The organism is Rosistilla ulvae, assembly GCF_007741475.1.
Lineage (GTDB): Bacteria > Planctomycetota > Planctomycetia > Pirellulales > Pirellulaceae > Rosistilla > Rosistilla ulvae.
Map to the genome: position 1 here is coordinate 2449854 of NZ_CP036261.1, position 19316 is coordinate 2469169.

The window sequence follows — 19316 nt, forward strand, 5'->3', positions numbered from 1 at the left end:
AAACACCGCAACATGGTCACGCTAGGAAGAATATCGAGATGTTTAGCCCCGGTCCCCGCCCCGATACGGTTCGCACGCCCGATGGCACGATAATGTCGGCCCCCGAGGGCTGGGAACTGTTGCCGCCGGGCGATGCGGGGCTGACCCGCCGTGTCAAAGCTGCCGGAACCCACTGGGTTGTCCAAGAGAAGAAGGGGCGAAAAATGTTCTCCCGCGGCGTCTGGGCTCCCGCCGCAACGATCGCGCGGATTCGGGCCGACCTTGTCGCCGAACGATCGACCGACGCCTATGCCAAACGGCAAGCGTCGAGCGCTCGCCGCCGGGAGAAAGTGCAGACCGAATACGTCGAAGATTTTTTTGCTGCCGTCGTCGAGTTCTTGAACTTTCATGATCGCCACGCAACGCTAGCCGATCGGTTTGCCAAAGCGGTCACCGACCATGCGACTCCCGTCGGCAGCGGCACCGTCGCGCGGACCCAGCGGATTCCGGTGCAGCAGCGCGCCCAAGCCGCCGTGATCGCTTGGATGCGGCACCAAACGACAGCTTACGATTCGATGAAGATCCCTCGAGAAAAGGGGAAGCGGCGCGAGGTCCGGCGGATGCTAGCAGCGAGGTCCAACGAACTGCTCGCCCAATACCGCCGCGGCGATTCCCCATCCCCTCATTGTCCGTTGTTCAAATCGCTTACCAACCCTCCCGCCGCCTGAGCCAGACAACGTATCGAATCGGCTGCGCTGGCCAAAACCTCCCCAACAACAGCAACAGATTGAGCGGTATGGCACGAAAACGTGCGCGCTCGGGCCGACGCCGCACATCCTTTCGATGTGCCGACAAGCCCCACTTTCCGTAGTGCGTGGCGGCGGCTCAATTGCCTGGAGCGGAGATTCTCACGTGCACCGAAACTAACCGAACTTTGGCACGAAAGATGCGGCGTGTAAAAGGGATGGACGTCGCTCTATAGTCTTTCGACTTCCTAACTCGAGCCTTCAAATCTACTTGCCGTGCGGCAGAGGTTGCCTCCCACATGCCCATGCAGATCCATCTCGTCAACGATCCCTCGGAAGCCGAACTGGCGGACTACTTACGCGATCGAATCTCGGCGGCGATCGGTTCGCTGAAACATCCCCTGGAATATGTCGAAGCCGAACTTCACGATGATCCGACGCAACCCGATCGCGGCCGCGTATGCGACATCGACATGAAGCTCTTCCCTCGCGGTTGGATCTATGTCAACGCCCGCAGCGACGACTTCCGCAACGCGATCGATCTCGCGGTCGCCCGCGCCAATGCGGTCGTCAAACGAACGGTCTCTGCCGAGGATTGATGTGTCCAACCGCTGCGTTAGCAACGCACCAGTGGTTGACCAATTCCAATCCCTACGATAACAAACAGCTACAAATAGATCGCGGCAGCGGAAGATTGCCGTGTTACCAAATCATCAGGGAGAAGAATAAAGTGACGATCACGCGAGTTGGCAGCAATGAAGCTTATGCCGATGGCTGGAGCAAAGCATTCAGTAGCGGCAAGGCAACGAAGAAAGCCGCAACGAAGAAAGCGACCAAGAAAGTAACGACAGCTCGAGCCACGAAGAAGGCTGCCACCAAGAAAACGGCTACCAAAAAAGTTGCAGTGAAGGCTGCGGCTAAAAAGACGACCAAGAAAAAGAAGCGATAGTTTCGCAGCGGAGCGTCGCGACGACGCTCCCCTTCGCCAGCACTTCGATCACGCGGTGCTTGGCGTCTCTGCCACTCGGCGGCTGATTCGATCGCCGCCCTCTCTGTCGCGCGACAGCCGCGGATTGCCGATCGCAATCTGCGGCCGACGCCCTCTCGAAGATCTCCGCTGCTCGCTCCATCGCACCTGCGACAAAAACGCTCGATGCGTTGGTCTAGTGCCGCGAATCAGCTGTCGCCGGCACGCATCGACCCAAAGTTCATCGCCAGTCATTCAAGCGGAACGGGCTAGTGCTTTGTCAGGCTTTGATTTTGGGGTAGAGGGATTTTAGTTTTGTTCTCGCATCTTTGACTTGGAATTGCCAGTCAACGCCACGCTGTCTTCTGTTTGAGTGTGAGGACCACGCCTGTGTTTCCTTTCTCAGCGGCGCAATCGTCGCGAATCGACGACCGTTGATACACTGCCGCGTCATTGAACTGAGTTCGTTCTCAGCCGCGTTGAGCCAACTTCCATGCTTGGGTGTGTAACGGAACTCGATGCGACGAACCAAGGCACGGGCTTTTTCTGGCTTAAAGGCCTCGTAGAAGGCGCCTTTGGTGTGGGTATTGAGATTGTCACATACCAGGATGATCTTCTTCGCCTTTTTGTAGCGTGTCGTCAGCAGTGCCTCCATTTCGATGGCCCAATCGACCTTGGTTCGCTTTGGACGCACGGTGACTTCTCTCCATCCGGCCAGCGGCTCGGTGAACATGAACACGCTGGCGGTTCCGCACCGTTCATACTCGTAATCGACGCGTCGAGCATGATTGCGGGTCGCCGGGATCGGCGTTCGCGTCTCTTTGTGAAGCTGGACCGGCTGTTCGTCCATGCACACCACGGGATAGTCCGAATCATACGGTTCTTCGTAGGTATCTAGGACTTCTTCCATGCACGCTACAAATTCGGAGTCGGCGTCGGGTGGAATCACCCAATACTGGATCTTGCGATTGGTCATGCCGTTTTTTTAAGCGTTTGGCGAACGGTTTCGTAGCTGATCGAGTCCACGATCCCCAGTTCTACCACGTGGTCTGCCAACAGACGCAGCGACCAACTCGCGAACCCTTTGGGAGGTTTCCCCAACCGCAAGGCGATCACTTTCGCTTCTTGCTTTCCGTCAAGCGTCTTCTCTCGCGGGGCGCTCAAACGCGGTTTCCCGTGCAGCGCCGTATCGAACCCTTCGGTCACCAAACGTTTGCGAAGATTCTCCACGGTCTGAATCCGACACGCCAAAGCTTCCGCGATTTTGGCGTCGGTCCAGCCAGGTCCTTCCGTGTCAGCTTTGAGAAGGATCAGCGCCCGCCGTACCTTCTGCGAGGAGCCTTTCAGCTTCTTTACAATCGCCTTCAGTTCTTCCCGTTCTGTATCCGAAAGCCGAACGATATACTTCTTAATCATCGAATCCTCCGTGACTCGTGGGGCAATCGACCTACAAACTCCCGGATTCTTCCAATTTAGGAAACCCCAATTCCTAAGCCTGACAAAGCACTAGACCACTTATATCGACAGGCCGTTGACGGCCGGTTGACGAGTTCCGCTACGACGAGTTCCGCTGCGACGTTGCTTTTGCGATCCCTGTGGGATCAACCGATCACGACGATCTGCACGTCTCCTTCTTTGCGTTCGACATTCATGCCGACATCGCGAGGGTGGCGGTGAAAGGCGAGGTCGACCACGCCATCACCGACGCGCAGATTTTGAATTCGCACCCAGTTCAGGAAGTCGGGAAGACGGGGATTCTCGAATCGGATCTGTGGCTTGGTGGGCGAAAACTCAAGACCAAGGATACTCTGCAGTAGCAGGAAGACCGCTCCGGTTGCCCAGGCTTGCGGTGAACAGGCGACCGGATACAACGTCGGTGCGTGACCTGGCATTCGATCGAAGCCGCAGAATAGTTCGGGCAGACGATGCAGGTCGTTAAATAGCGAGGCGTCGAACAGGCCTGCGGTCACACGAGCGCACTCGTTGCGGAAACCATAGCGTGCCAGGCCGGCGGCACAGATCGCGGTGTCGTGCGGCCAGACCGAACCGTTGTGATACGACATCGGGTTGAACCGGACCTCGCCGTCGCTGATCGTGCGAATGCCCCAACCGTTGAACGTTCGCGGATCGATCAATGTCGCGGCGACCGAAGCGGCATGAGCTTCGTCGACGATCCCGCTGAACAAAAGATGTCCCGCGTTGCTGTTTCGCACCTCGCACGGTTGCTTGTCGCCGTCCAATGCGATCGCGTAGGTGCCAAGTGAATTGACCCAAAACGCGTCGTTGAACTTGAGTTTCAATTCTGCCGCTTGGCGTCTCAGTTCGTCAGCCCAAACGCCATCGTCCATGACATCGGCAAGCTCCGCCGCCAGCAGTTTTGCGTCGTAGACATAGCCCTGCACCTCGCTGGCCGCGATCGCGCCGCCGGCGGCTCGGCCGTCGCTGTGAAATATGGAATCGTTGCTGTCTTTCCAACACTGGTGCGTGAGGCCACGACCGTTATGCGATTGATATTCGACGAAACCGTCTCCGTCGACATCCCCATACTCGTCGATCCAGTTGACGGCACGGCGGATGTTGTGCCAGATGAATTCGATGAATTCGCGATCCCCGGTGCGGCGGAAGTATTGGCCGGCGAGTACGACGAACAATGGTGTCGCATCGACGGTTCCGTAGTAGCGTTTGAATGGCACTTCCCCGAGAGTCGCCATCTCGCCATCACGCATCTCGTGAACGATCTTTCCCGGTTCGGCTTCCACATTGGGATCGACCTCCGTCGCCTGAGTCGCCGCCAGAAAGCTCAACACGCCGCGCGACAACTTGGGCCGTACCCACAGCGTCTCTAACGCGGTGATGATCCCGTCGCGACCAAACGGCGTGGCGAACCAGGGGACACCGGCATGCGGATACCGCCCATAGATCGTGTCGGAAATCAACATGTCTAGGTCGGCATTACTGCGATTCAACCAACCGTTGAACTCTTCGTTGGACGTAAAAATCTCGGTTCGTTCGGATTCGGTTTCTCGGATTCGCGATGTCCAACCGGCGACGGCTTCGGCGTGGTTGCGAGGGGGCGTTTCCGGCTTTTTGACATGCCCCGGTTTCTCCGTCCGACATTCCGCCATCGCGTGCAACGTCGTCTCGGCACCGCCATCGAGCCGCACGCGCAGGATGCAGCGGTGACGATCGATCGATTCAATCTGCCCTTCGAACGCGAGACTGACGTGCCGCTTTTGATCGTCCAGTCCGCGGTACGCCAGCTTGACGATCGAGTCGACAATCTCGGGGGCCAGGAATTCGCCCCGCTTCTCGCGGCGTTCCCCTCGCACTTCGAAGATGTCGCGGAAATCGGCATCGAAACGATACTCGACGGTCAGTTCGATCGGACAGCGAGAATAATTCTTCAGCTGCAGATGTTCATAGAATCCGCCGCCGTCGAGCAGCATGCTGCGGAAAACATGCAACGTTCCCTGCGGCAGCACGTGGCCGGTTTGAGGCAGCTCCGGTGTCGTCATCTGGACGACCAGCGAACTGTTGTCCTCTTTCATCGTCGAATTCAGCAGCAGCGGTCGCTTGCTGTTGATCAACAGTTCCCAATTGGAAAGGAAACGCGTGCCGAGATGATACAGCCCCTGTTCCGATTCACCCGCCGTACCGATTTCCCCCAGTCGGTCGAAGATCGCAAACGTGTCCCCTTGTTTGAGAACTTGAATGTCGGCCGGAGCGCGATTGGTTTGGGCTTGAACGTCCCAATCGGTGGTCCCCTTTTCGACTTTCGCTGGCGGAGGCGTCTTCATTGTGATCTCGCATTGCAGTGAGGGTAGAAAACCATTGAATCATCTCACGAAGAGAGGCCAGGAAAACATGAATAGGAACGCACTCGATTTCCAAGACGCGAACCAACCAGAAGATTCCTGGACGCGTATCAGGTCAGCGGTCGAGGCGTTCGCTATGCCGTTTCCATCGTCAACGGTTGATCGCCCGGATTGACGATGCCAGGCCGCGATGGGATCGGGATCGTTGGTTGCAGCGCGAGTAATTTTTCGTAGACGGCAAGATAGCCCTTGGTCATCGGTTCGACGTCAAATCGTTCCTGGAAATAAAGTCGACAGCGGCGGCGGCTGATCTTGTCGATGTTCGCGGCGGCCGCCACGGCTTCATCGACGCTTTCGACGATGTAGCCACTGACGCCATCCTTCATCACTTCGTCGACGCTGCCGTTTCGGAATGCGATCACCGGCGTTCCGCACGCCATCGACTCCGTCATCACCAATCCAAACGGTTCGGGCCAATCGATCGGGAACAACAACGCTTTGGCTCCTCCTAACAATTTGTTTTTTCCTGCCTCATCGACCTCCCCGATGTACTCGATCAAGGGATCGGTTAATTGCGGTTCGATGCGTTCCGCAAAATATTCCACATCCACTTTGTCGATCTTCGCCGCCATCTTCAGCTTGACGCCCAACCGCCTGGCGATTTCGATCGCTCGTTCGGGACCCTTTTCGGGAGAGAAGCGGCCGAGGAACGCAAAGTACTCGCTTGGTTCGGGGATCGGTTGATACATGTAGTTCTCCCCCGGGGTGCCGTTGTAGACCGTGTCGACCCAGTTTGCGATCCGGATCGGATGCCGCTGGGAATCGCTGATCGAAACGACCGGAATGTCGGGGAATTCCTCCAAGACAGATTGGAATTCGGGCAGGTCGAGCCGACCGTGCAGGGTCGTTACGTGGGGCGTGCTCAGGTATCGCATCGAGTCGAAGTGGCTGAAGCCGGTGTGGAAATGGATGATGTCGAATTTGTCCGCCATCTGCAGCACCTGATTCAATTGTCGCTGATGCCAAACGATAGGATCTTGAGGCACCCGACTGCATCGCAGCGATTCTCTAACGACGGCCACATGGTCGGCGGTGGTTCGCGAGTCGCCGCTGGCGAACAAGGTCACGTCATGCCCTTGTCGAACCAGTTCTTCAGTCAAGTAGTGGACGACCCGTTCAATACCACCGTAGGTTTTCGGCGGAACGGTTTCCGTCAGTGGAGCGACCTGAGCAATTCTCATTGATTGGTTCCCTTATCAGAGTCCTTGGAAAGCTCGTTTAGCGACCAGCGTAAGAGAGGCGGTGACCGGTATGCGATCAACATCCTCTCTCCGGCTCACGTCAAACAATCGAAAATCAGATCGCAACCGCAGTTTGCAACGGGCGTGCCAAAGTAGCGCGACGCCATCCAATGGCGATATCCCGACGAACCGGTCAACAGCAGCGACACGGCTCAACCCGATTCGCATCGATGATCGTTGCGAGAGCGGGCCACCAGTCTTGTATGCGGCGTTCGGCCTTATTATACGGGAACCGACCGCCGTTATTCACGATATATTTCACCTACACCCCGAAAGCGAGAACGTTTGCTTCCTGCGGGGTAACACGACGATGCCTCGCTAGAAGGGGCGTGGTGCAACCACCAGGCATACAACTCGTGAGAGAGGCCGAGTCCAATCACATTGAACGACGTGCCCGCGGTGACGCTTGCCAGGCAGATTGCGGAATGGAACGTCGCCAGCGGGGACTGGGATTTGCGTCGATGTTGGGGCCAAGCAACCCGGCGTGAAGAAAAGCGTTGCATGCCGGCCGTTGCTCAGCCGCGACGATCGCAGGACGCGCGCAAAAAAAGAGACCGCCGAGCTAACTCGGCGGTCTCTTTTCGCTCGACGACGACATATTGCTATGGGAGGGTGGTATGTCGTCGGAGACACTTGTAATTCGACGTGGCAGAACGATGCTGGCCTAGCACGGTGGAAGTTCCAAACCGCGTCGAAGTACAAACGAAGTGCTGCAAAGTGTGATGCGCTAAATGGGAACCTATTTGGCTGGTGTTGGCGCGGCGGTTCGCAGCCGGGTGCGGCGTTTCTTCTTCTCCGCTCCCCATTCCTTCGTCAACGACTCAAAGACTTCGGGCGATTCGTAACGGACCACGTTTTTCCCCTCGGGGATCGGGCCGACCAGGCCACGGAAAACGGGCATCCCGCGAAGCCCCAGATCGGTGCTGCAGTCGTCGATCCCGATCTGAGAATGCATGTGCAAAATCGGATCGGCGTTGGGAAAGTCGCGGATTTGTAAATTGCCATCGCTGGCACGTGTTACGATTCGAAATGTGTCTTTATGGGCCATGACGCCTCCTTAGCGGTTTCGCTGGGATGGAAGGAAGGGGTGACGACCTGCGACGCGCTCATGGAAAGGGAGAATTTAAAACGCGATTTCAACCGTCACTTTCTATTCATCGGCCGACGCTAGCAAATACAATGACTCGATTGTTCTGTGGCGTCATTCCACGCAAAACCGGTCTGGCATGTCGAGACCCGCGATACCGGACCCTCCCCAACGGTGGGGGGCGCGGGCGAGCTTCGCCAGCATCGACCTGCCTGCGGGCACGCTGTTGATGCCTCGAAATCATCGGTTACGATAACCAACGTGCTGCGGAACCGAGCGTATCCCATGAGGCGAATCGATCATCGCCCCCCGCTCGGAAGACCATGAAACATCAACAAACCAATCAGAAACGTGCAAACCAGGGAGACTCTGTGGCACTGGAAATAAATCAATTGCATCAAGGCGATTGTGTCGAAAAGCTGGCGGAGATCGAAGCGGGGACGATCGACCTCTGTTTCGCCGATCCACCGTTCAACATCGGTTACAAATACGACGTCTACGACGATCGCCAAGACGATGCTGATTATCTCGATTGGTGCCAGCAATGGATGGCAGGGGTGCATCGTGCGCTCCGCCCCAACGGCACCTTTTGGTTGGCGATCGGCGACGAATACGCGGCGGAACTGAAGGTCCGCGCGACGCGCGAACTCGGTTTCGTCTGCCGCAGCTGGGTGATCTGGTACTACACCTTTGGCGTGAACTGCAAGAATGGCTTCAGCCGCTCGCACACCCATCTGTTCCACTTTGTCAAAGATCCCAATTCGTTCACGTTTAATTCCGACGATCCGGCGATCCGCGTCCCGTCGGCGCGGCAGTTGGTCTATGGCGATGGTCGCGCTAATCCCAAGGGCCGCCTGCCCGATAACACTTGGGTTTTGAGACCTCAGGATCTCCCCGAGGGCTTTCAAAGCGATGGCGATACGTGGTACTTCCCCCGCGTGGCGGGAACCTTTAAGGAACGCCAAGGTTTCCACGGCTGCCAAATGCCCGAACAGCTGTTGGGCCGAATCGTCCGCGCCTGCTCCAACCCTGGCGACACGGTACTGGATCCGTTTGCCGGTAGCGGCACCACGCTGGTCGTCGCCAAGAAGCTGGGGCGGCAGTGGTTGGGGGCGGAGCTATCTGAGGAATATGCCACTCGAATCGCTCGACGGCTCGACGAGACGCAAATTGGCGATTCGTTGAGTGGTGTCGAAAACCCGCTGACCAGTGTTCCCAACACTGCCAACGGCAAACGCCATCGCGGCGCATCCAATAGCCAACCGCAGACCAACGGAAAGCCGAAGGTGAAATCGGCGGCGGCATCTAAAAAGAAGACCGCTGTCGCCAAAAAGAAAGCGACCCAAAAGCAGGCCAAGAAAGTCGCTGCGAAGAAAGCTCGAACCAAGCAGGCCGCGGCGGAGGCTGTGAAGGTGACTAAGTCGACGGGCGCGAAGTCGAAGTCGAAGAAGGTCGCGGCCAAGGCGACGCCTACGAAAAAAGCAGCGACCAAGCGCGCGACGTCCAAGAAAGGGGCCGTTCCCAAGTCGGCCACCAAGAAGGTGAAGACGAAAAAGGTCGCCGCCAAGGGGGCGCCGACAGAACCGCCCGCGACCACGAAGCGTTCGGCGAAGAAGAAGAGTCCGACAAAGAAGAAGGTTGCCGTTAAGAACGTCGCCGTTAAGAAGACCGCCGTCGTGAAGAAGTCCGCTACGGTGAAGGCAAAGGCGAAGAAAGCCGTCGCATCGACCGCGGTGACGCCGACCGAGCCGATTTCAAAAGCAACGGCGACGAAGCGGGGAGCGAAAAAGTCGGCCACCGCAAAGGCGAAGAAGACGCCCGCTCCCAAATCGGTTCCGACCAAAAAGGCTGCCGTAAAGAAGCGAGCGACGAAAACGGCGACCGCTGCGGTGAAGAAGTCGAAGGGGGCAGCGCCCCAAACGCCACCGACCAAGAAGGTGGCTGTGAAGAAGGTTGCGGTAAAGAAGCGGACGGCGAAAAAGTCGTCCGCCGCCAAGGTGGCGCCAAAGAAGGTCGCGGCCGAGGCAAAGCCTGTGAAAACGTCCGCTCCCAAAAAAGCTGCGGTGAAGAAACGGACGGTGAAAAAGTCGGCGGTCGCTAAGGTGACGACGAAGAAGAAAGTGGCTGCCGAGACGACGCCTGCGGAAACGAAGCCGACGAAGAAACGGCAAACGAAGAAGAAGGGAGCTGCGAAGCGAGTTCCACCCAAGGCCCAGCAAAGCGAAAAACGGCCGGAAAGTGAAACCCCAGCCGAATCGAAGCCGTTGGCAACGGATCCCGTGGCGACCGAAAGTCCCAAGCCGGTCGAGACGCCACCCAAAGTGCGGCAACCGGAACTGTTTCTGTTTTAATGGTTGCCGCTTGATCCTGCTTGCATCGGAGAGGTTTCCGGCTCGCCCCGATTACGGTTTGGGGGGGCGATCGCCGACGGCCGAATCGAACAGGGTGCGGCCGACCGACTTCAACAGACTGGTGAATTGCCCGCGGAGCTGATCGATGCGATTGGCGCTGAGTTGTTTGTAGAACGCCTTCAGGATCGCGGCGGCATGCCCGTGGTCCAGGTTACCGAGCAACGCGGGGACCAAGTTGTCGGCGACGCTCTCCTGATTGGGATGCTGGTCGCCGGTATAGACGCAAACGGTCTGGGCGATCGCGTCGCCAAACAGCTCGCGACAGTAGGCGACAGCTTGGGCCATCGATTCCTCTTTCAAACAGGTGGGCGTCGTCCAATCGTACGGAGGCGACCATTCGCGGACTGGCCGCAAGCGATCGACATGCGTCAGCACGGCGATGATCGTTGGCGGTTTTAGATGGGGTTTGTTGCGATAGTGTTTGGTCAATTCCGAGATCGCTTGCACATCGCTGCGTCGCGCGGCTGAATTCGCTGCCATCACCAACAGCACGATATCGGCCGCTTCGGCCGCTGTTCGAATCTCTTTCGCTTGCTGTCGATCGACATCGGCTTCGCTGTAGCCGGGGGTGTCCAACAGGGTGATCGAGTTGTTCACGCCGGGCAATTTATATTCAAACCGGGCGACCGCACGCGTCTCGGGCAGGAGACTGGTCGCGGCGACATGGTCTTGCATCAGCGCATTGATCAAACTCGACTTGCCCGCTTTGACCTGCCCGATCACCGCGATCGTGGTGCTGACGTTTTCGAGTTGTTGGAACGCTTGGACGTCGCCGCCGCTGTGGTGCATCGCCGATGCCAGCGTCCCAAATTGTTGGCGGTAGCGTCGCGAGCCTCCCTTCAACCGGCCGCTGTACATTTCGATCAGATAATATCCGACCCGCCGCAGATAGGCTTGGTAGAAGACGCCGATCAGTTCGTCTTGCAGATCCAGACCGATCTGCCCCGCCTGACGCCACAGCGGATAGGTCAGCAGTTTGGCCGGGTTGGCAATCGTCGTGGTCCAGAAACTGGCGATCCGTCCCAATTCCACCGCGCGGGCGATTCCAGGCAGGGTCTGCAATTGCCCGACCGTCGCGACATTGCTCAACGGCACGTTTTCCAGCACCCAAGCTTCCATGTCCTCCACCGCCAGATGCACGACCGCCAGCACTTCGACTAGCGTCAGCCGATGTAATTCGCCCGACGAGCTACCCTGGTGATAATGCCCTGCCAGCCGCTTGGCCATCGATTGGGCATCTTCCAGATAGCGGTTGGTATCGGCGATGGTCAACCGGTTCATCTCGGGCAGCTCGCTGCGAAACTGCTCGACGACCGCGATCGCCGCAGTATCTTGAGGCGTCCAAAATTCGGGAGCGGTCAACGGCACACCGGTCGCCGATTCGGATAACCGCCGCGGCTTCCACAACCGCCCCACGATCCAGGCAGCCGCTCCCATCACGGGCAGCACCCAAGCGAGGCATGCCAACCAACCGGCGCGATAGACCGCCAGGGTGCCGACGACGAGATAGGTCGCCACGGGGAGAAGCCACAGCACAACCAACACGATGGCACGAGGACGCAGCAAACGCAGAAACTTCATTTTGCCGTCCACAGTTCGTGACCACGTTGCAATTCGTCGGCAAAGATCTCACGCAGTTTGTCGGTGCTGGGCGTGCGACCATCGCGCAGGTTGGCGAAGTACCAATCCCACGACATCCCCAACGCGTACGTGAAAGCAAACGCGCTGGCGGCTCCCGCGGCCATGCCGACCCACGGAATCAATTTGAGAACTTCACGCAGCGCCATCCGTGTGGCGATTCGCGAACCAGCGGCGCTGCTGAGCGCGGCCCAGTGCGACGCCGTCAGTTCTTGTTCGTAGATCTTCCCCAGCCGCATCGCCAGATGCGACTGGATCGCCAGCACGACCGGGATATCAACCCACGGAACCGGGACCGCGCCGGCCGTCGCGGCCAAACTGCTCGACGCCAACACCTGCCAACGGGCCCGTCGCTGACGCTTGCTGCGATGCCCTTGGTCTTCCATTCCCAACGACAGCAGCGCCTGGCGGTAGGCGTGCGGCAGGTATTGCAGGATCGCTTGCCGCAACCGCGGTCCGCCAAAATCGGGATCGGCGAACCCGTCTTCCAGCCGCGTCAGATCGACGGGGACCATCTGGTCGTAGAGCCCCGCAAATTGTTCGGTCTTGCGATCGATCAGGGTTTGCAACGCGTCGGGGATCGGCGACGGCGATTCGTGGTTTGGATGTTCGGTGGCAAACGGATCGACGCCTTCGGACAGATCGATCTCGCCGGTCGCTTCGTGCAGGCAGGTCAGCAACAGAAGAACCGGGCGCTCGGGTGTCGATTTGCGAATCTGGCGGAGCGGTTGCAAGATATCAGCCAACGCGTGGTCGGCGACCCGAACCGTCACGATCATCAACTGAGTCGATTCGCTGTATTTTGCGATGTCGGCAGCGGGATCGTAATCCGCTTCGCCCAAACCGCGCGTATCCAAGAAGGTCAGCAAAGGTTCGACCGGATCGGGAAAATCAAACCGCTGCGACGACTTGGTTTCGGGCCGAAAGCCCTCGCCGATCGTCGCCTGTTCGGCGCCGGTCAACGAATGGATCACCGAGCTTTTGCCGCTGCCGGTCTTACCAAACAACCACAGCACGGGGATTGGGGCGGCGGCCCGCAGCGGATCGATCTGTTGCTGGTATTCACTTTCGGATTGCGGAAGCTTGTTCCGCCAACGCTGCCAAACTGAGCTCATCGAATTTCAGGGGAGTCCAATGGTCGAACCGAAGGTGATCGTAAACAGCTCCGCGACCGTTGGATTGGTCGGCGGGAACCTCCATCGACAATTGTGACAGTTGTGGCGACCGCCAGCACCCCACGCTACACCACTTCTCCGAGCTTTTGGTGCAAAACGGAGCGGCGTCGTTCGAGCGTGGACTTTCGCCACGGTGGGCCGATGCGGCGTGAAGGTCCGAATCAGGAGACCAGCAGCGATTCAAAAGCGTCGGGACTCGGTTCGTGCCAAGAGATCAGAACGCCACCGGAATCGTAGCGTTGGGCGTTGTTGCGTTGACATCGGGTGATCCTCAACCGGGCCCAAAACGTCGGCAATACGATCCGCACGATCTCTTCGGGGAGAAATTGCCGAGAGGCGACGAAGCCGATTCCGACCTTGGAAAAATCCATGGTATAGATTCCCAGCGGATCGGAGGAGCGAGGAAAGGCGCGGAGAGCCTCTTCGTAGTACAAGATCCCCCGACCGCGAGCCCGCATCCGCGGCGACGACCGCGACTCATAAGCGCACGGCGATGTGGTACCGTTTTCGCTAAAAAACGCTTCGTCCCCTTCGGTGAGTTCGATGTCCCAATGGACCGTCTCGATCAGCTCCGCCAGAGTCTGTTTGTAATTTTTTTCCAGCATTCCAAGAATTCCTGTTCGTATCCATCCCGTTCGTGTTCCAACAATTCGATCGCGCGACGTTTGGGCATGGGGGTTCGATAGGGACGGTTGCTGGTCAACGCTTCGAACACGTCGACCACGGCGCAGACTTTGGCCCAGGGATGGATCTCATCGCCACAAAGCCCGACGGGATAACCGCCACCATCGACGCGTTCGTGATGCTGGTAGACCATCATCAACTGTCCCACGGTCAGATCTTCGCGGTGGGCCAGTTGGCGAAATCCGGTAACGGGGTGTTTCTTGATCTCGCGAAACTCCAGTTCGGTCAGCCGCCCCGGCTTGCACAGAATTTTGTCGGGAATTTGCAGCTTGCCGAGGTCGTGGATCAGGCCACCGGAGGAGATCAGTGCGACCTCTTCCTGGCTGAAACCGATTTCCGCCGCCAGCATTCCCGCGTAGAACGCAACGTTCGCCGAATGGGTGAAGGTGGCGTAATCGTGGTGCAACACGCGGAACAGATCGACGCTGGCGAATTGATCGTTGCAGACGATGTTTGCGGTTTGTTCGCCCAGATAGGTCGCGGTGTCGACCGACGCGTCGGGATCTCCCGATTTAAACGCCGACTCTAACAGGTCGCGGACAACTTCGTTTAACGCTCCCGCGCGAGCCGAGACGGGGACGTTGTCCCCGGGATCGTCGATCATCTTGCGCAGATAGGTCTGGTACGACGACTGTTCGGCCTTGCGAATATAGAGTTTGTTGACACCACGGCTGCGCAATTTGACCAAATCGATTTGTTCCAGCGGATAATCACTTCCCCGATACAGAACATACCGATGTTCGTCTCGTTCCTCTTGAAACAGCTCGATCCCTACAACCGACGACGGAACCAGCGTCGAAACGCTGATCGGAATATACCCAGAAACGAGGTCATCCATCACTTCGGATCCCTGCAATGTTATCGCCATGAGTCTCGCTCCCGATGTGCGCTCTGGAGCATGGAGGGGAACGGATTGAATCGAGTCGAAGCGGACACCAGGGGCTCGTGCGGATTGCAAGTATTGTATTGGTTCATTTCAATAGCCTCGGGTGCGCCGTTGGCATCGCGGAGACTCGCCGTTGCTTTTGGCACGCGACTGTCGCTACGTTACCGATTCGATTACCGAACCGAAAAATGTCTCTCCGTCCTAACTTCGGCTCACTCAAACCTAGCACGCCTTCAATACTTGTCAAAGTTTTCCTATGCGAGACGTGCGTACCCGTCCTTTTGGACGGTTCGGTGTGAGCGAAAGCAATCGCCCTGATCGTTGCAGCATCCGCGGTTTCGCCCCGGCACAAGCGACGCGGAAATAGGTTATGCTGGAAGGAAGTTTTGTGAGGGACCATCGCGCTTTTGCTTACCGGAAAAGGATGGCCACGACGCAGCGACATGAATCACGATACCACTCCCATCAGCGACCTCAGTGGCTCGCCGGATCAGATTCCCTGTTTCCGAGGATACCGAGACGTGCAGTATCGACGTGAGAGCGACCAGTTGTTCCGCGATAAGTTGGCCGAGATGCTGCAATCCTCCATGGAAAGACTCGACCGGCATCTGGCGCGTCAGGTCGATCGCGGGATTCTCAGCAGTTTGGCCGCCGGCGAACGACTGAAGTCGCGGACCGATCAAACGCTACGAACCATTCGAGCAACTCCCGACAACAGCAGCCCCTTTTTCGATGCTTGCCCGTGCGATGACGTTCAGCTGAGTCGTCTCGCTGAGTTGGAAAACAAGTTGTTGCAAAATGGCAACGCGATCGAGCAGATCTCGACAGCTTTAGCCAACAACGATTCGCCGAGTCTCGACGCGATCGGCGCGTTTGCACGATCGCTGGATGAACTTGGGCAAACGTTCGCCTTGCGTTCTCAGCGAATCGAGTCGTTGCCGGTTTAATCACCCATCGCCGCTTCGATTCCCACCCGCGCCGCCGCTTCGTTCAACCCCATCGATATCCATGCTATTGCGATCACCTATCGGATTGCCCGGTCTGTTCGTCCTCTTTGTGCTGCTATCCGCCTCCACGTTGGTCTCCCAGGAAGCCGACCGTCCGCTGCCAGCGGGCGAGGCGGCCCAGACGATGCAGGTTCCTCCCGATTTCCAAGTGGAATTGTTCGCGGGTGAACCCGCTGTCCAGCAACCTATCGGTTTTTGCATCGACGACCGCAATCGGTTGTGGGGCGCCGAAGCGTATGCCTATCCGGTGCATGGGACCGGCAAGAGCGACCGGATCGTGATCCTTGAGGACAGTGACGGGGATGGCCGACACGATCGGCGGACTCTCTTTTACGAAGGGCTGAACTACGTCACTGGCATCGAAGTTGGATTCGGTGGCGTTTGGGTGATGTCTCCGCCGTCGATGTTGTTCATTCCCGATCGCAACGCCGACGACATACCCGATGGGCCGCCGCAGGTGATCCTGGATGGGTTTGGCAACCACGCCAACGCCCACAATCTGGCAAACGGTTTCGCCTGGGGCCCCGATGGTTGGCTGTATGGCACGCACGGGCGAACCAATTGGTCGATGATCGGTCGACCGGGAACCGCCGAAGCCGATCGTCAACGGTTCGACGGCGGCGTCTATCGATACCATCCGGTGCAGCATCGCTGGGAAGCGTATGCCGACGGGACAACCAATCCATGGGGCATCGATTGGAACGATCTGGGGCATGCGTTCATCTGCAACTGTGTCAATCCGCATCTGTTTCAAGTGATCCAAGGAGCTCATTACGAACCGTGGCGGGGCCGCAAATCGAGCCAGCATGCGTATCAGCGAATCGATACGATCGCCGACCATCTGCACTATGTCGGGATCAGCGATGTTCGTCGCGGGATCGGTTCGGCCGACGAAGATGCCGCCGGCGGCGGACACGCGCATTGCGGCACGATCATCTATCTGGGCGACGCGTTGCCCGCCCCCTACCGCAACACGTTGATGACGAACAATCTGCATGGCCGCCGGATTAACAACGACATCCCGCGACGCAGCGGTTCGGGCTACATCGCTTCCCACGGTCCCGACCTGATGCGTTCGCAAGACCCTTGGTTTATGGGAGTCACGTTGGCGTATGGCGCTGCGGGAGAGATCTATGTCAGCGATTGGAGCGACACCGGGGAATGCCACAGCGTGCGGAACACTCAGCGGCAAACGGGCCGAATCTTTCGAATCACCTACAAGCAGGAGACGATCCCTCGCGTCGATCTAGCGCGTTATTCCGACGACCAATTGGTCGAGGCTCAGTTGCACGATAACGACTGGCACGTTCGCCATGCCCGGCGGCGGTTGCAGGAACGGGCTGCCAGTGGAGCGGATATGCGGAAGGTCCATCGCGAATTACATCAGATGTTTCTTTCGCAAACCGCGGCACCGAAGCGATTGCGGGCGCTCTGGGCACTGCACGTCACCGATGGCGCGTCGGACGAATGGTTGACCGAATTGCTGGACGATCCCGAGGAAGCGATCCGGTCGTGGGCGATCACGCTGTTGTGCGAAGATCACCAACCGCCCACCGCAGCGCTGGCAGCGATGCTCGAACTGGCGGCGTCCGGTGACTCGCCGTTGGTCCGGTTATCGATCACCAGCGCGCTGCAGCGGATGCCGCTAGCGAAGCGTTGGGAACTGGTCGAAGCGTTGGCACGGCGATCCGAAGACGCCAGCGATCAGAATCTACCGTTGATGTTATGGTACGCCACCGAACCGTTGATCGACGACGATCTGGCACGCTACGTCCGGCTGGCAACAAAAGCTGAAATCCCGCGATTGCGGATCAACATCGCTCGGCGGATCGCATCGTCGTCGCTCGCCGAACCGGGCGTTCCGCTGCTGATCGATCGGATTTCGGAGAAACTGATCGACGCCGCCGTGGCCGCCAACGTGCTGGATGGTTTGTTGGAAGGGATGCGCGGACGCAAGCTTGCGTTGCCAGCGAATTGGCCCGACGCCTACGCATCGTTTCAAACCAGCGACAGCGGCGACGTGCGGTCGCTGGCGACGCGGGTCGCGTTGGCCTTAAACGATCCCGGTGCGATCGCGCTGTTGCGACGCGTCGCCATCGATCGACAGGCTGCGGCGGTCGATCGCAATCAAGCGATCGAAGCGTTGGTCGCGCGTGGCGCTGCCGGTTTGGATACCGATCTGCTCTCCTTGCTCGATGACCCTACAGTCCGTCGCGCGGCGATTCGTGGGTTGGCCCGATATGCCAACGAAACGACAGCGGCGAGATTGATCGCAGCCTATCCAAAATGGGAACCGATCGAACAACAGGATGTTTTGCAGACGCTTGCGTCGCGCGCCACGTGGGCTAGCGATCTAATGGCGGCTATCGACGACAAACAGATCTCCGCTCGCGATCTGACTGCCTTTACCGCTCGCCAATTGCGTTCACTCAATAACAACCAAGTCTCCGCGGACTTGGACCGCTTGTGGGGCAAAGCGCGTCCGGCGGGGGAAGATCGGCAAAAACAGATCGCCAGCTACAAAAAATGGCTGACCGCTGAATTGATTGCCACTGCCGACACGACGCGGGGCCGCGAGTTGTTCACCAAGAACTGCGCCACGTGCCACAAGTTCTTCGGCAGCGGAGGTGACATCGGGCCGGACATCACCGGCGCCCAACGCAGCAACCTCGATTATCTGTTGGAGAATATCGTCGATCCCAGCGCGGCGGTCGCCAAAGACTATCGGATGCAGGTGTTGCAATTGATCGACGGTCGCGTGATCACCGGATTGGTGGAATCGTCCGACGACCAATCGATCACCATTCGCACGGTCAACGATCGCAGCACGATCTTGCGCGACGATATCGATCTACAAACCGAATCGCCCGTATCGATCATGCCTAGCGGGCTGTTGGATCCGATGACCGAGGCGGATGTCCGCGATCTGATCGGATACCTGCAACAACGACATGCGGTGCCGTAGCTGTTTATCCGATCCGGACCAGGTTCTCGCGATAATCGCGAGCTCGACAGACGTAGCGCTCGGCGGTCTTGGCTAGATTTTCGATCTCGTCTTCGGTAAGTTCTCGGACTCGCTTCGCCGGAGCACCGAGGATCAGCGAGTTTTCGGGAAAGGTTTTCCCTTCGGTGATCAGAGCGCCGGCGCCGACCAGCGAATTGCGGCCGATCACGGCGCGGTTGAGCACGATCGCTTGCATCCCGATCAATGCTCCGTCTTCGATCGTGCAACCGTGCAGCGTCGCTTGGTGTCCGATCGTGACGCCTTCGCCGACGGTCAACGGGCAGCCCGGGTCGGTGTGCATCACCGTCCCATCTTGGACGCTGCTGCGGGGGCCGATGTCGATCAATTCGATGTCGCCTCGCAAAACCGCTCCCGGCCAAACGCTCGCCTCGGCACCGATCGCAACGCGCCCGATCACCGTCGCCTCCTCGGCAATAAAACAGTCGGGAGTTAGTTCGGGGGTGCGGTCGCCAAGTCGATAGATCGCCATGAGTGGATGGTTCCTGAAGAGTGAAGTTTCGTGGTGCGGAGTCGATGCGACCGCGATTGTACCTCAGTAGCTCAAATCGGGGACCGGTATGAAAGGGACTTGCGTAGTCGCGACGCTAGCAATGCT

General features: G+C 58.3%; 15 protein-coding genes. 6 read left to right on the forward strand and 9 right to left on the reverse strand.

Translation table 11 applies throughout. The annotated features are described in order from the left end of the window. The first annotated feature begins 38 nt into the window (after window positions 1–38). The 3 genes from EC9_RS08820 (at window position 39) to EC9_RS08830 (ending at window position 1674) form a co-directional block, all read left to right on the forward strand. Complete coding sequence (locus EC9_RS08820) at window positions 39–707, forward strand: DUF2293 domain-containing protein (protein WP_145344175.1); 669 nt, start codon at window positions 39–41, stop codon at window positions 705–707. Between the two features lie 317 nt (window positions 708–1024). Then, window positions 1025–1324 (forward strand): hypothetical protein, encoded by a 300-nt coding sequence (locus tag EC9_RS08825; RefSeq protein ID WP_145344178.1) that lies wholly within the window; start codon window positions 1025–1027, stop codon window positions 1322–1324. A gap of 35 nt (window positions 1325–1359) precedes the next feature. Then, entirely contained in the window at window positions 1360–1674 is a 315-nt protein-coding gene (locus tag EC9_RS08830) for a hypothetical protein (RefSeq protein ID WP_246106031.1), read from the forward strand. A 298-nt stretch (window positions 1675–1972) separates the two neighbouring features. On the opposite strand, the gene EC9_RS08835 is transcribed toward EC9_RS08830, so the two are convergent. The 4 genes from EC9_RS08835 to EC9_RS08850 all read right to left on the reverse strand — a co-directional run bounded on the left by EC9_RS08835 (window position 1973) and on the right by EC9_RS08850 (window position 7856). Further along, a protein-coding gene (locus EC9_RS08835; RefSeq protein ID WP_145124286.1) for an IS630 family transposase occupies window positions 1973–3105 on the reverse strand; the annotation gives its coding sequence in 2 pieces (ribosomal slippage) (window positions 1973–2670 and window positions 2670–3105; 1134 coding nt in all). A gap of 188 nt (window positions 3106–3293) precedes the next feature. Next, window positions 3294–5489, reverse strand: a complete 2196-nt coding sequence (locus tag EC9_RS08840; protein ID WP_145344180.1) for an amylo-alpha-1,6-glucosidase — start codon at window positions 5487–5489, stop codon at window positions 3294–3296. 152 nt (window positions 5490–5641) lie between these two features. Continuing rightward, on the reverse strand, window positions 5642–6748 hold the full coding sequence (locus EC9_RS08845; RefSeq protein ID WP_145344182.1) for a glycosyltransferase family 4 protein: 1107 nt from the start codon (window positions 6746–6748) through the stop codon (window positions 5642–5644). 799 nt (window positions 6749–7547) lie between these two features. Beyond that, a complete protein-coding gene (locus tag EC9_RS08850) occupies window positions 7548–7856 on the reverse strand; it encodes a hypothetical protein (RefSeq protein ID WP_145093946.1) in 309 nt (102 codons plus the stop codon). A 410-nt stretch (window positions 7857–8266) separates the two neighbouring features. Between EC9_RS08850 and EC9_RS08855 the strand changes: the two genes are divergently transcribed. Then, complete coding sequence (locus EC9_RS08855; protein ID WP_246106032.1) at window positions 8267–10246, forward strand: DNA methyltransferase; 1980 nt, start codon at window positions 8267–8269, stop codon at window positions 10244–10246. A gap of 51 nt (window positions 10247–10297) precedes the next feature. On the opposite strand, the gene EC9_RS08860 is transcribed toward EC9_RS08855, so the two are convergent. The 4 genes from EC9_RS08860 to EC9_RS08875 form a co-directional block, all read right to left on the reverse strand. Next, window positions 10298–11887, reverse strand: a complete 1590-nt coding sequence (locus EC9_RS08860; RefSeq protein WP_145344186.1) for a GTPase family protein — start codon at window positions 11885–11887, stop codon at window positions 10298–10300. Further along, the gene (locus tag EC9_RS08865) at window positions 11884–13059 is read right to left on the reverse strand and encodes a GTPase family protein (protein ID WP_145344188.1); all 1176 of its coding nucleotides are present in this window, start codon (window positions 13057–13059) and stop codon (window positions 11884–11886) included. Before EC9_RS08865 ends, EC9_RS08860 begins: the two co-directional genes overlap by 4 nt. Window positions 13060–13280: 221 nt before the next feature. Continuing rightward, a complete protein-coding gene (locus tag EC9_RS08870; protein WP_145344190.1) occupies window positions 13281–13724 on the reverse strand; it encodes a hypothetical protein in 444 nt (147 codons plus the stop codon). After that, window positions 13685–14671 (reverse strand): HD-GYP domain-containing protein, encoded by a 987-nt coding sequence (locus tag EC9_RS08875; protein WP_246106033.1) that lies wholly within the window; start codon window positions 14669–14671, stop codon window positions 13685–13687. Before EC9_RS08875 ends, EC9_RS08870 begins: the two co-directional genes overlap by 40 nt. A gap of 461 nt (window positions 14672–15132) precedes the next feature. Here EC9_RS08875 and EC9_RS08880 point away from each other — a divergent pair, with 461 nt between their 5' ends. Together EC9_RS08880 and EC9_RS08885 are read left to right on the forward strand one after the other, a co-directional pair. Beyond that, window positions 15133–15636, forward strand: a complete 504-nt coding sequence (locus EC9_RS08880; RefSeq protein ID WP_145344192.1) for a hypothetical protein — start codon at window positions 15133–15135, stop codon at window positions 15634–15636. Window positions 15637–15697: 61 nt separating this feature from the next. Beyond that, window positions 15698–18661, forward strand: a complete 2964-nt coding sequence (locus EC9_RS08885; protein ID WP_218934685.1) for a PVC-type heme-binding CxxCH protein — start codon at window positions 15698–15700, stop codon at window positions 18659–18661. Between the two features lie 4 nt (window positions 18662–18665). On the opposite strand, the gene EC9_RS08890 is transcribed toward EC9_RS08885, so the two are convergent. Then, window positions 18666–19190 carry a gamma carbonic anhydrase family protein gene (locus tag EC9_RS08890; protein WP_145344196.1) on the reverse strand — a complete coding sequence of 175 codons (525 nt, stop codon included), beginning with the start codon at window positions 19188–19190 and terminating at the stop codon, window positions 18666–18668. Between the last annotated feature and the right edge of the window lie 126 nt (window positions 19191–19316).

Bases quoted from the DNA above. Each gene is read 5' to 3' on its own strand.
- EC9_RS08870 (WP_145344190.1), bottom strand. From the start codon at position 13,724: ATGCTGGAAAAAAATTACAAACAGACTCTGGCGGAGCTGATCGAGACG.
- EC9_RS08860 (WP_145344186.1), bottom strand. From the start codon at position 11,887: ATGAAGTTTCTGCGTTTGCTGCGTCCTCGTGCCATCGTGTTGGTTGTG.
- EC9_RS08875 (WP_246106033.1), bottom strand. From the start codon at position 14,671: ATGGCGATAACATTGCAGGGATCCGAAGTGATGGATGACCTCGTTTCT.
- EC9_RS08850 (WP_145093946.1), bottom strand. From the start codon at position 7,856: ATGGCCCATAAAGACACATTTCGAATCGTAACACGTGCCAGCGATGGC.
- EC9_RS08840 (WP_145344180.1), bottom strand. From the start codon at position 5,489: ATGAAGACGCCTCCGCCAGCGAAAGTCGAAAAGGGGACCACCGATTGG.
- EC9_RS08845 (WP_145344182.1), bottom strand. From the start codon at position 6,748: ATGAGAATTGCTCAGGTCGCTCCACTGACGGAAACCGTTCCGCCGAAA.
- EC9_RS08825 (WP_145344178.1), top strand. From the start codon at position 1,025: ATGCCCATGCAGATCCATCTCGTCAACGATCCCTCGGAAGCCGAACTG.
- EC9_RS08865 (WP_145344188.1), bottom strand. From the start codon at position 13,059: ATGAGCTCAGTTTGGCAGCGTTGGCGGAACAAGCTTCCGCAATCCGAA.
- EC9_RS08885 (WP_218934685.1), top strand. From the start codon at position 15,698: ATGCTATTGCGATCACCTATCGGATTGCCCGGTCTGTTCGTCCTCTTT.
- EC9_RS08880 (WP_145344192.1), top strand. From the start codon at position 15,133: ATGAATCACGATACCACTCCCATCAGCGACCTCAGTGGCTCGCCGGAT.
- EC9_RS08890 (WP_145344196.1), bottom strand. From the start codon at position 19,190: ATGGCGATCTATCGACTTGGCGACCGCACCCCCGAACTAACTCCCGAC.
- EC9_RS08820 (WP_145344175.1), top strand. From the start codon at position 39: ATGTTTAGCCCCGGTCCCCGCCCCGATACGGTTCGCACGCCCGATGGC.